Genomic DNA, 11523 nt, shown 5'->3' with positions numbered 1-11523 from the left:
CGGACGCCGGGATGGCCGCGGCGGGCAGCAGAGCCCGCCACGGACCGCCGAGGTATCTCGCCACCGCCAGCGCGGCAGCCGATCTCACCGAGACGCTCTCGTCGGCGCTTTCCGGATTGTCGACGAACACCACCGAATCCACGTCGGTCAGGAACGGGTGGCGCGCGAGGACTCCGGCGCCGAAATCGCTGTCGATCGCGGCGAACCTCAGATCGCCGTCACGGTCGAGCCGCAGGATCGTCTGCACGGCACCGTTGCAGAATCCGCAGATGCCGTCGTAGAGGAGAACCGGCGTATTGGCTTCCATCACATACCTCCTCGCTCCGACGTCAGTGTTCCCGCGCCACGAACGGCCGCACCGCGAGCAGGTACGCGGCCAGCAGGACCAGGGGCGCAGCCAACGGAATCCAGGGCAGTTCGACGGGCACCGCGAGGACGAGGGCGGCAGTCGCGGCGAATCCAACGGCACATGACATCGTCGGTACGGTCGCGGCGTCGTGCCGGGTGACCAGGTAGGCGGTGGCGGCGAGGCCGGAGAGCGCCGAGGCCAGCGGCGGCGTGTCGGCCAGCACACGACGGTCAGGACGGTCGCCGCGACGGCGACCGTGGCCGCCGGTCGCCACCAGATCGCGGCACCGACGGCGATCGCGGCAACCCCGGCCGCGACCAGTGCCCAGCCCGCCGCGTCGCCCGCCGCCGCGCCGATCATCACCGCGGCAAAAGCCAAGGGCTGCAACACCTTGTTCATCGCCGGCGCTCCGGGAGCAGGGCCATCGCCTGGTCGAGGGTGGCGTCCTGCGGCCACGTCACGATATCGACCCCGACGGTCGCCATGTCGCGATACATGAAGGCGCGCTGCATCGTCCACACCCGGTCGACGAGCGGATCGAGCTCGCCGTCGACGGGGGCAACCCTGCAGCACGTCGACCGCGACCACGGGATGACCTCGCCGGCGCAGGTCGATCAGCGCGAGCGCGAACTCGGTGTCGAGCATGGTGGAGAACGCGACGACGATCGCGCCCGTGGGCAGCGCCGGCCGCGGGGCGAGGGTGCCGGTTCCCGATTCGTAGCTGCTGCCGGTCGCACCGAGCATCGTGTCGAGGATGCGGTAGAACTGGCGGGCGCCGATGTCGGCACCCAGCCAGCGGGTGGTGCGCCCGCCGAGTGCGACGAGGCCGGCGCGGTCGCCGTAGCGCAACGCGCTCTGCACCACCTGGGCGGCGCCGCGGGCGGTCCGCTCGGTTGCGGCGGTCGCCGGTCCCGGCGGCTGCGATAGGTGTCGAACAGCACCACCACGTCGGCGGCCCGGTCGGTGAGCCGCTCGGTGATGTGCAGGGCGCCGCGGCGGGCGCTGACGGGCCAATTGACGGTGCGCAGCTGGTCACCGGGCACGTAGGGCCGGATGTCGGCGTACTCGACGCCCGGGCCGATGTGCCGGGTCAGGTGGGTGCCGAGGCGGTCCAGCAGTTCGGTGCGAGGAATCGCGGTCGACTGCGGCGGCGCCACTGGAAACACGCAGACCTGCGCGGCGGGAGCCGAGCCGGTGCCCTCGAGCAGGCCGCCGCGACCGAGGGCGCGCACCGTCGCCTCAATGGGATAGCGCCCCCACCACGGCGCCTGCACCGCCACCGTCGCACCCGAGCCGTCGACGGTCATCCCCGGCGGGGCAACGGCCGTCACGGCGACGGTGCTGCCGTCGTCCGCGCGGGCACCGACCGTGACCTGCACCTGATCCCCTTCGAAGCACCGCTGCTGCAACGGTTCTCCGCTCACCGACACCGTCGGCACGGGTGGCTGCCATGCCAGCGAGCAGAGCACAGCGAGCAGCGGTGCGCCGAAGGCGATCAGGTCCCAGCGGCCGGTCAGCACCGCGACGCCGAACGCCAGCGCCGCACACGTCGTCACTGATCGCGTCAACACCGAAGCGCGCCAACGCAACTCGACGACCGTCACGAGGTTCCCCTGGCACGCGGAACGGGTGTTCGGCGCAACAGGTCGTCGACGACGTCGGCGCCGGCGACCTTGCGCACCCACATCTCCGGCCGCAGGCTGATCCGGTGCGCCATCACCGGCACGGCCAGCGCTTTGACGTCCTCGGGGATCACGAAGTCTCGGCCAGCCAGCAGCGCGCGGGCCCGCGCCAGTTGCACCAGATCCAGTTCCGCGCGGGGGCTCGCACCGACGGCGACCTGCGGGTGGTGCCTGCTCGCCGCGGCCAATGCGACGACGTAACCGAGCACATCATCGTGGACGGTCACCAGCTCCACGGACTCCTGCATCGCGAGCAGCTCCTGCGCGGACACCACCTCGGTCACCGCGGGTGGCGTCGAGCCCCGCTCCAGCCGGCGCCGCAGCATGGTCGTCTCGTCCTGTGCCGACAGGTATTTCAGCTCCAGCCGCAGCGCGAAGCGATCCAGTTGGGCTTCGGGCAATGGATAGGTGCCTTCGTACTCGATCGGGTTGTCGGTGGCCAGCACGAGGAACGGCTCCGGCAGCGGGTGGGTGACTCCGTCGATGCTCACCTGACGTTCGGCCATCGCCTCCAGCAGCGCCGCCTGCGTCTTGGGCGGCGTCCGGTTGATCTCGTCGCCCAGCAGGAGATTGGTGAAGACGGGGCCACCCCGGAACTCGAATCGGCCGGACTGCATGTCGTAGATCGTCGAACCCAGCAGGTCCGCGGGGAGCAGGTCCGGCGTGAACTGGACGCGGGTGAAGCGCAGCCCGAGTGCCGCTGCAAAAGACTTGGCGATCAACGTCTTTCCCAGACCCGGCAGGTCCTCGACGAGCACGTGGCCGCGCGCGAGCACCGTGATGAGGATCAGGGTCAGCGCCTCCCGCTTGCCGACGACCGCCCGCCCGATCTCGTCGAGCACGGCCTCGCATGCCGCCGTCGTGGTGGCCAACGGCGCGTTCACAATCGGGCCAACCGCTGCAGGATCTCGTCGAGGACGGCACGCCCGGGCCCCGGCTCGGCCGCGCCGGTGCGCGAGATGTTGTTCGGGTCCACCCATGGCCAGAGCCGCTCGCCGAACAGCATCCGCCCGGTCACATCGATGCTGTCAGCATCCTTGCGCGTGCGGTTGCCCGCCGCGAGCTCGAACTGTCGTGCCAGCATGGGTCGTAGTCGGCGGTCCCAGTCGGCCCGCGACGAGTCGGCCCACGAGATCAGCGTCTCGGTGCGAGAGTGCCAGCGCTGCAACGAGATCGCGGCGGTATCGGCGGTGGTCGCGAGCTCGGCGTCGGTGCGCCGGGTGAGGTGCCAGCGGATCCACAACAGTGCCGCCACCAACGCGGCGCCGGTCACGGCGATCACCACGTCGCGGTCGGCGAGCGCGAACGCGCAGACCTCCACCGCGACGATCAACGCCACCGCGGCCGCGACTACCCGGGTCATGAGGCGCCCTGCAACTCGCGCTGCACCACCTGCAACGCACGCACGGCGTCGGCGCGGTGTCCCTCGTTCATCACGTGGGGGGAGAAGCGCGCCTCCTCGAACAGGTCCACGAGCTGCGCGGCGCTGCCTGCATGCACGGCGCGGCGAGCGACGGCGCGGGCGAGGACCTCGGCCGGTGTGTCCGAGGCCTGCGGCACGGTGCCCGGCGATTTCTCCAGCTCCTGCTCCATCGCGACGTAGCAGGCGATGATCGCCTCCCGAGGATCCCGGCTGCGGTCACCGACCTCCGCGAGTCCGCGCTCGGCCGCCCGGGCCAGGTCCGGGGCCGGCGGTGGCGAAGGGTTCGTCGTGGGCGCGTCGATGGCGGTCGATGCCGGGGCGGTCGGGCGCCGACGCGTGAACACCGTCGCCAGCACGGACAGCACGACCAGAGCGACGGCCGTGCCCATCAGCAGATCGAACACGCTCCCGGCGGGCCCGCGGTCGGGGCCGGCGCCGGCACCGTCGCCCGCGGTGTCGGGAGCGGACGCGGGAGGCGCCGCCGCTGCAGGGTCCGGTGGACCCAGCGTCGACGTCCACCGCATCAGCAGCAGGACGATCAGGAGCCAGGCCAGCAGCACGGCTGCCGCGATCACCACGAGCCGCCACGAGATGGCGCTGCCGCCACCCACGTCGCGGCGCGGCGGCTCGCTGGAGGCGGGGTGGGGGCGAGGTGCGCGGGCTCGCGCGAGCACCGACACGGCCAGCGCGGTCATCGACACCGCCAGCATGATCACGACGGCGACCTGGGAACCCTGCCCGTCGGGATCGTCGCCGGGCGTCGGGGGCGGCGCACCGGGGAGGATGCCGCGCAGCGCGGCGATGGCGAACAGCGTCAGCGCGAGCACGCCGACGGTGCGGACCACCGCCTTGCCGTCACCGGGCATCCGCGCCCACCCTTCGCCTCACCCCATCGTGGCACGAGGGTGACCGCGAGCGGCCGGACCAGCTCAGTTCGTCAGAACATCTGCCAATCGGACGCGCCGTCGGGCTGGTTGTAGAGACCCGTCGAGTTCTTCACCACGACGGGATCACCGCTGCCGAAGTTGTCGTAGAACCACTGGGCATTCGCGGGGCTGAGGTTGATACAGCCGTGGCTGACGTTGCGTTTCCCTTGGTCACCCACGGACCACGGCGCGCTGTGGACGAAGATGCCGCTGTTGTCGATGCGAACGGCGTCCTGCACCTTGAGCTTGTAGCCCTCGGCCGAATCGACCGGCACCCCGTAAGTCGAGGAGTCCATGACGATGTCGGCGAACTTCTCCAGCACGTAGTAGGTGCCGTTCTTGGTCTCGTGCTTGCCGTCGGGCTTGCCCATCGACACCGGGAACGTCTTCTCCACCTTGCCGTTACGCACGATGGTCATCGTGTGCGTGGAGTCGTCGACCGTCGCGACCAGCTGCTCGGGCACCGTGAAGCTGGACTTGGTGCCCGCGGCGTCGATGTTCACGACGGTGCCGGCCGGCCAGAAGTCCTGCGGGCGCCAGCGCAGCTGCGTGTCACTGGTCCAGTAGAAACGGCCCGGCACCGGCGGCACCGACGAGATGTGCACCGCGTCCTGCGCCATCTGCCGGTTGGCGATGGGCCGCTGGAAGTTGATGTAGATCGGCTTGGCCGCGCCCGCGATCGACCCGTTGGTGGGGTTGAACGACGGCGGCACGAACGGCGGCTGACCGACGAACGGCGTCGGGTTCTGGCCGGCGGGTGTGCCCTCCGGAATGGGCGCGGGATCACCGGGGATCACGGCGAACGGATCGGCCGCACTGGGCGTCACCGCGGGTGCGGCCGGCGGCGGCGCGAACGGGTTCGGGAACGCCAGCGGATCGGGCGGAGGCGGCGGCAAGAACGGATTCACCGGTGCCGGCGGGGGCGCCACGTCGGGCTGCGCGAGTGCCGACGGGGTGCTGAGCACCATGCCTGCGACCACGGTCATCGCCGACAACATGGCGATCAACCGACTCCTGTTTGCCTGCCGCATGCAAGTACCTCCAAGTCCCGCGACTGCACCCAGTGTGGCACAGCGCTGAGAGCGATTCTCCTGGCCAGCGGGCTGACGTACCCCGGGCAGCCTCCATCGTGGTGGCCCTGACCTGCACTGATGATCGTCGCCGCGGCACCGAGCGTTACGCGGGCGGGACCGTAGGCTCGACCGATGATCGTCGCGTTCAGCATCAGCCCCATCGCTGGGGACGAAACAGGCGGAGTGGGCGACGCGGTCGCCGAAGCAGTGCGGGTGGTACGCGCCTCGGGTCTGCCCAACGAGACCAACGCCATGTTCACCAACATCGAGGGCGAGTGGGACGAGGTGATGGCGGTGGTCAAACGTGCCGTCGACGCAGTCGCCGCGGTCTCCCCGCGCGTCAGCCTGGTCCTCAAGGCCGACATCCGGCCGGGCTACACCGGGCAGCTCACCGCCAAGGTGGCGCGCATCGAGGACGCCCTGGGCGACTGACAACGTTGCCTCGTCGGCGTCCGCACCTTACCCTGGAGTAAGTACAACTGTTCACCGAAGGGGGCGCCGGCATGCGCACCACAGACATGCAGTCCCTCGGCGAGGTGGCGGCTGAGGGCCTGACTGTGCTGAACACGCTGGTCCGCGGCGTGCACACCGGCATCGCAGGCCGCGTGTTCAGCTCGATCGGACCTGCGGCACGGCCGGTGGAGATCGTGCACGACGCGATTGCCGGAGCGGTCTACGACGCGCTGGACGTGACGGGCACGCGGGTCCCCCCGAAAGTCGCCGAGCTCGCCGCAGCAGGGCTGGCCTTCGACGACGACCAGCCGCTCGACGAGCGCCGGGGTGTCGCCGAGGCCATCGCCGCGCTCAACGGCATCTACGGCGACGAGTTGTCCGAGCGTGGCAACGAGTTCGCCGCACCGATGGCGATCCGCGTGGACGGACGAGCGGTGGCGTTGACCCCCGGCGCGATCACCGACGCGTTCCCGGAACCCACCGACAAGCTCGCGATCTTCGTCCACGGCCTCTGCCAGACGGAGTCGTCGTGGCGCCGTCCGCCGCGCCCGACGACGGGCGCCCCCTCGACCTGGTACGGCGAACGCCTACACGACGAGCTGGGCTACACGCCGATCACGATCCGCTACAACACCGGTCTGCACATCTCGACCAACGGACGGGCGCTCGACGACCTGCTGACCCGACTCCTGGAGGTGTGGCCTGTTCCGGTCAGCCGCATCGCGCTGATCGGCCATTCGATGGGCGGGCTCGTGGCCCGCTCGGCCTGCCACTATGCCAACGAGCGCAATCGCCGCTGGTGTCGGGCCACCCGCCAGGTGGTGTGTCTGGGCTCCCCACATATGGGCGCTGACCTGGAAAAAGGCGTCAACGCCGCGAGCTGGTTGATGATCCGGCTGCGTGAGACACGGGCGATTGCAGAGCTGCTCAACCTGCGCAGCGACGGCATCAAAGACCTGCGGTTCGGCTCCGTCCTCGACGACGACTGGGCCGATGCTGACCCCGACGAGTTCCTGCGGGACCGGTGCCGGGAGGTGCCGTTCCTCCCACAGGCCCGCTACCACTTCGTCGCGACCTCGGCGGCACCGACCGCGCTCGGCATGGTGGTCGGCGATCACCTGGTGCGGCCGGCCAGCGCATCGGGCCGCGGGCGCAAGCGCCGCCTGCCCTTTGAGGACGACGCCGGGCTGGTGCTGACCGGTCTTCACCACTTCGATCTGCTCAACCATCCGGACATCTACCAGCGTCTCCACCAGTGGCTTTCGCGTAAGTGAGCGAAACCACACCCCAACGACGTTCGGAAAACCCTCTCCCACAACGACTCACGACTATGGACACACACGACAAGCACGCATCGCCCGACCGGGCCGCGCCGTTGGGTCCGGTGGCCGGCGAAACACTGAAGGATGCGGCCAATTGGCCAGGTCACACGATGATCGCGGTCGGATTGATCGCGTTCGCGCTCTCGCTCTGCGGGTTCGCCGTCGGTCGAAGCGGATTGGCACTGGTGGCTGCGGTGGTCGCAGTGACCGGGCTGGTGGCCGGCGTGGGCTGGCTCTTCGTCGAACACCGCAGGCTGCGTCAGCGCGGCACCGACATCGCCGTCGAACGGCCGGAGGACGTGCCGCCGACGTAGTGATCCCCAGAGCCGAATTCATCCCCAGGCCGCGGTGGTCGCGCTGTTGGTGAGGGGCTGGATGTCGGCGGTGGTCGGCAGATTGGGGGCATGTCGCCAGTCAGTTCTCTCGCCATCGATGAGCGGTTGTCGGTGCTGCATGAGGAATTGGCGGAGCTGACGGGGCAGCGCAATGCGATCGATGCGCGGATCGTGGAGATCGCTGCCGAGATCGATCGCGACGAGCTGTGGGCCGCGGCCGGAGCCCGCTCGACCGCAGGGTGGCTGGCGTGGAAGGCCGGGGTGTCGCCATCGCGAGCGCAGACCGTTGCCGCGATCGCCCACCGCTTCGACGAATTCCCGCAGTGCATCGAGGGGTTGCGGGAGGGCCGCTTCTCCGTCGACCAGGTCGGGGTGATCGCCGAGCGCGGCCTGCCTGGCTCGGACGCGCATTTCGCGACCATGGCCCAGAGCGCGACGGTGTCGCAGCTGCGGACCGCATTGAAGATGCAACCCAAACCCACGGAACCGCAGCCCGAGGACGAGGACAGCAAGGGCCTCGTCGATCCGGGCCCGCAGGTGTCGATCACCTCGACCTCGGACGAGCAGTACACGTACTGGCACATCGCGTTACCGCATGTCGAGGCCGCCGCCTTCGACGCTGCGCTGGCATCGCACCGCGACGCGCTGATCGCCGACTGGAAAGCCGCCGACCCTGATGGCCGGGCGTCGATGCCCGGCAACGCCTCGGCATTCCTGCGGCTGGTCGACGCGAGCTGGGACGCCGAAGCGGCGGCGCGTCCGCACGGGCAACGCACCACCGTCGTCGTACACGTTGACGTAGCCAGCCGGGTCGCGGCCCTGCACCTGGGCCCGATGCTCTCTGACGCTGATCGCCGGTACCTGGCCTGTGATGCCACCTGCGAGGTGTGGTTTGACCGCGACGGGCGGGTGATCGGGGCCGGGCGTTCGACGCGCACGGTCAACCGGCGGCTACGCCGCGCGCTGGAGCATCGTGATCGCTGCTGTGTGGTGCCCGGATGCGGGGCCACCCGGGCACTGCATGCCCATCACCTGGTGCACTGGGAGGACGGCGGCCCCACCGAGCTGTGGAACCTCGCCCTGGTCTGCCCGTATCACCACCGGGCCCATCACCGCGGTCTGATCACGATCACCGGACCCGCCGGCCAGCTCATCGTCACCGACGCCGCTGGTCGAGCGTTGACCTCCGCGTCGCTGGCACGACCACCGACCCAACCACCGCCCGACGTCGCACCGTGTCCCGGTCCGACCGGGGAACGCGCGAATTGGTGGTGGTACCAGCCCTACGAGCCGCCCGGCTAGGAGCGCACCAGCCGCGCGATCGCGGCGGAAGCCTCGGCCAGCTTCGCGTCGGCCTCCTCGCCCCCGGCGGCCACGGCGTGCGAGACGCAGTGACCCAGGTGCTCGTCGAGCAGGCCCAGCGCCACCGACTGCAGGGCGCTGTTGACGGCGCTGATCTGAGTGAGGATGTCGATGCAGTACTTGTCCTCGTCGATCATCTTGGCGATCCCGCGGACCTGGCCCTCGATCCGGCGCAGCCGCTTCGCGTAGTTCTCCTTCTGCGCCGAGTATCCGTGCGCATCGGTGTCCCCGGCGTTGCTGTCATTGCTCACGGGCTGCCCTCCAGCATCGTGGTCATCTGGTTGAGTTCTGCCGTCTGCGTCGACACCATCGTCTTCGCCATCGCCATCACGTCGACGTTCTTCCCGCCGCTGATCTCTTCCTGGGCCAGTGCGATCGACCCCCGGTGCTGGTCGATCATCGACTGCAACCACCGGCGATCGAACGCGGGACCCTGCAACGTCTGCAACTGCGCCACTTCCGGCGGGACCGGGCCGTCGCCCATCTTCGGCCGCTTGTCCCACTGCACGAGGAAGACGTTCAGGGCATTGATCTCGGCCTGCTGCTGCGCGCCGATGCGCTGGGCCAGATCGATCACGTCGGCGTTGGTGGAGCGTTGGGGAACCGCGTCCGCGAGCGCCACCGCGGTCCGGTGCCGGTCGACCATTTCATCGGCGAACATCACGTCGGCGTCGTTGAAACCGGCGGGCTCGCCGGTGATGACGGGGGCGTCCGACGTCGACGACGCCGCCGGCTCCGCAGCGGGCCCACCGCAGCCGGTCAGCGCGGCGGCCGCAGCCAGCGCTGCGAGCACACCGCAGACCTTCGACATGCCGCCACCTTACTCGTACCCCACGGGGGTATCCATATTGGTTTGGCCGGGTGAAACGCCAGGCGCATAATCGTCGACATGCCCTCACAGACCCCAGACATCAAGCCCCGCTCGCGCGACGTCACCGACGGGCTGGAGAAGACGGCCGCCCGCGGGATGCTGCGAGCGGTCGGCATGGGCGACGACGACTGGGCCAAGCCTCAGATCGGGGTCGGCTCGTCCTGGAACGAGATCACCCCGTGCAACATGTCGCTGCAGCGGCTGGCGCAGGCGGTCAAGAGCGGGGTGCACGCCGGCGGCGGGTACCCGCTGGAGTTCGGCACCATCTCCGTCTCCGACGGCATCTCGATGGGCCACGAAGGAATGCACTTCTCGCTGGTCTCGCGCGAGGTGATCGCCGACAGCGTCGAGACCGTCATGCAGGCCGAGCGCATGGACGGTTCGGTGCTGCTGGCCGGTTGCGACAAGTCGATCCCCGGGATGCTGATGGCGGCGGCCCGCCTCGATCTGGCCAGCGTCTTCCTCTACAACGGATCGATCATGCCCGGCACCGCCCGGCTCACCGACGGCACGGAGAAGGAAGTCACCATCATCGACGCCTTCGAGGCGGTCGGTGCGTGCGCACGCGGGCTGATGTCGCGTGAGGACGTCGACATCATCGAACGCGCCATCTGTCCGGGCGAGGGCGCCTGCGGCGGGATGTACACCGCCAACACGATGGCCTCGGCCGCCGAGGCACTGGGACTCTCGTTGCCCGGCAGCGCATCTCCGGTCGCGATCGACTCGCGCCGCGACGAGTACGCGGCCAAATCCGGCGAGGCCGTCGTCGAGTTGCTGCGCCGTGGGATCACCGCGCGCGACATCCTGACCAAGGAGGCGTTCGAGAACGCCATCGCCGTGGTGATGGCATTCGGCGGCTCGACCAATGCGGTGCTGCACCTGCTGGCCATTGCCCGCGAGGCCGAGGTGGAGCTGACACTGGCTGATTTCACCCGGGTCGGCAACAAGGTTCCTCACCTGGCTGACGTGAAGCCCTTCGGTAGGCACGTGATGAAGCACGTCGACGAGATCGGCGGCGTGCCTGTGGTGATGAAGGCGCTGCTTGATGCCGGTCTGCTGCACGGGGACTGCCTCACCGTGACGGGCCAGACGATGGCCGAGAACTTGGCTCACATCGAGCCGCCCGACCCCGACGGCAAGGTGTTGCGGGCGATGAACAATCCGATCCACCCGACCGGCGGCATCACGATCCTGCACGGCTCGCTGGCGCCCGAGGGTGCGGTGGTCAAGTCTGCGGGCTTCGATTCCGACGTGTTCGAGGGCACCGCAAGGGTTTTCGAGCGTGAACGCGCAGCCCTGGATGCGCTGGAGGACGGCACCATCACCCACGGCGATGTCGTCGTCATCCGCTACGAAGGGCCCAAGGGCGGGCCGGGCATGCGCGAGATGCTTGCCATCACGGGCGCGATCAAGGGCGCCGGGCTGGGCAAGGACGTGCTGTTGATGACCGACGGCCGGTTCTCCGGCGGAACGACCGGACTGTGTGTCGGGCACATCGCGCCGGAGGCCGTCGACGGCGGGCCCATCGCGTTCGTCCGCGACGGTGACCGGATCCGCCTCGACGTCGCCAACGGAACACTGGACCTGCTGGTCGACGAGGACGAATTGGCCTCGCGCAAGGTCGGTTTCGAGCCGCTGCCCCCGCGCTACACCACCGGCGTGCTGGCCAAGTACACCAAGCTTGTCGGCTCGGCGGCCACCGGCGCGGTCTGCAACTAGGCGGGTGT

Annotated in this window: 13 protein-coding genes and 1 pseudogene; 5 read left to right on the top strand and 9 right to left on the bottom strand. The window is 69.6% G+C overall.

Features of this window, described 5'->3' with window-relative positions:
• The 7 genes and pseudogenes from PGN37_RS26355 to PGN37_RS26325 form a co-directional block, all read right to left on the bottom strand.
• Positions 1 to 307: thiol-disulfide oxidoreductase DCC family protein (locus tag PGN37_RS26355; RefSeq protein ID WP_335333907.1), on the bottom strand; the 307-nt coding region annotated here is incomplete at its 3' end.
• Positions 308 to 329: 22 nt separating this feature from the next.
• Complete coding sequence (locus PGN37_RS26350; RefSeq protein ID WP_335333906.1) at positions 330 to 623, bottom strand: hypothetical protein; 294 nt, start codon at positions 621 to 623, stop codon at positions 330 to 332.
• Positions 624 to 744: 121 nt separating this feature from the next.
• Positions 745 to 1953, bottom strand: a pseudogene (locus PGN37_RS26345) (DUF58 domain-containing protein).
• On the bottom strand, positions 1950 to 2915 hold the full coding sequence (locus PGN37_RS26340) for an AAA family ATPase (RefSeq protein ID WP_335333904.1): 966 nt from the start codon (positions 2913 to 2915) through the stop codon (positions 1950 to 1952). The pseudogene PGN37_RS26345 and the gene PGN37_RS26340 overlap by 4 nt, the downstream one beginning before the upstream one ends.
• Positions 2912 to 3394: a hypothetical protein gene (locus PGN37_RS26335; RefSeq protein ID WP_335333903.1), complete on the bottom strand. Its 483-nt coding sequence runs from the start codon at positions 3392 to 3394 to the stop codon at positions 2912 to 2914. Before PGN37_RS26335 ends, PGN37_RS26340 begins: the two co-directional genes overlap by 4 nt.
• Complete coding sequence (locus tag PGN37_RS26330) at positions 3391 to 4320, bottom strand: DUF4129 domain-containing protein (protein ID WP_335333902.1); 930 nt, start codon at positions 4318 to 4320, stop codon at positions 3391 to 3393. The genes PGN37_RS26335 and PGN37_RS26330 overlap by 4 nt, the downstream gene beginning before the upstream one ends.
• 71 nt (positions 4321 to 4391) lie before the next feature.
• Complete coding sequence (locus tag PGN37_RS26325) at positions 4392 to 5411, bottom strand: L,D-transpeptidase (protein WP_335333901.1); 1020 nt, start codon at positions 5409 to 5411, stop codon at positions 4392 to 4394.
• Positions 5412 to 5585: 174 nt separating this feature from the next.
• On the opposite strand from PGN37_RS26325, the gene PGN37_RS26320 reads away from it, so the two are divergent.
• From PGN37_RS26320 to PGN37_RS26305, 4 genes are all read left to right on the top strand, one after another.
• Entirely contained in the window at positions 5586 to 5885 is a 300-nt protein-coding gene (locus tag PGN37_RS26320) for a thiamine-binding protein (protein WP_335333900.1), read from the top strand.
• Between the two features lie 71 nt (positions 5886 to 5956).
• Positions 5957 to 7180 carry an esterase/lipase family protein gene (locus PGN37_RS26315; RefSeq protein WP_335333899.1) on the top strand — a complete coding sequence of 408 codons (1224 nt, stop codon included), beginning with the start codon at positions 5957 to 5959 and terminating at the stop codon, positions 7178 to 7180.
• Positions 7181 to 7236: 56 nt separating this feature from the next.
• Complete coding sequence (locus PGN37_RS26310; protein WP_335333898.1) at positions 7237 to 7542, top strand: hypothetical protein; 306 nt, start codon at positions 7237 to 7239, stop codon at positions 7540 to 7542.
• A gap of 90 nt (positions 7543 to 7632) precedes the next feature.
• Complete coding sequence (locus PGN37_RS26305; RefSeq protein ID WP_335333897.1) at positions 7633 to 8865, top strand: HNH endonuclease signature motif containing protein; 1233 nt, start codon at positions 7633 to 7635, stop codon at positions 8863 to 8865.
• Here the strand turns inward: PGN37_RS26305 and PGN37_RS26300 are convergent.
• Together PGN37_RS26300 and PGN37_RS26295 are read right to left on the bottom strand one after the other, a co-directional pair.
• Positions 8862 to 9176 carry a metal-sensitive transcriptional regulator gene (locus PGN37_RS26300; RefSeq protein WP_335333896.1) on the bottom strand — a complete coding sequence of 105 codons (315 nt, stop codon included), beginning with the start codon at positions 9174 to 9176 and terminating at the stop codon, positions 8862 to 8864. The genes PGN37_RS26305 and PGN37_RS26300 overlap by 4 nt on opposite strands.
• Positions 9173 to 9736: a DUF305 domain-containing protein gene (locus PGN37_RS26295; RefSeq protein WP_335333895.1), complete on the bottom strand. Its 564-nt coding sequence runs from the start codon at positions 9734 to 9736 to the stop codon at positions 9173 to 9175. The genes PGN37_RS26300 and PGN37_RS26295 overlap by 4 nt, the downstream gene beginning before the upstream one ends.
• Positions 9737 to 9814: 78 nt before the next feature.
• Between PGN37_RS26295 and ilvD the strand changes: the two genes are divergently transcribed.
• Positions 9815 to 11515 carry a dihydroxy-acid dehydratase gene (gene ilvD / locus PGN37_RS26290; protein WP_335333894.1) on the top strand — a complete coding sequence of 567 codons (1701 nt, stop codon included), beginning with the start codon at positions 9815 to 9817 and terminating at the stop codon, positions 11513 to 11515.
• Positions 11516 to 11523 lie beyond the last annotated feature (8 nt).

The sequence above is a fragment of the Mycobacterium kyogaense genome, from assembly GCF_036946525.1.
GTDB classification, from domain to species: domain Bacteria; phylum Actinomycetota; class Actinomycetes; order Mycobacteriales; family Mycobacteriaceae; genus Mycobacterium; species Mycobacterium kyogaense_A.
This window is presented reverse-complemented; position numbering and strand designations above follow the sequence as displayed.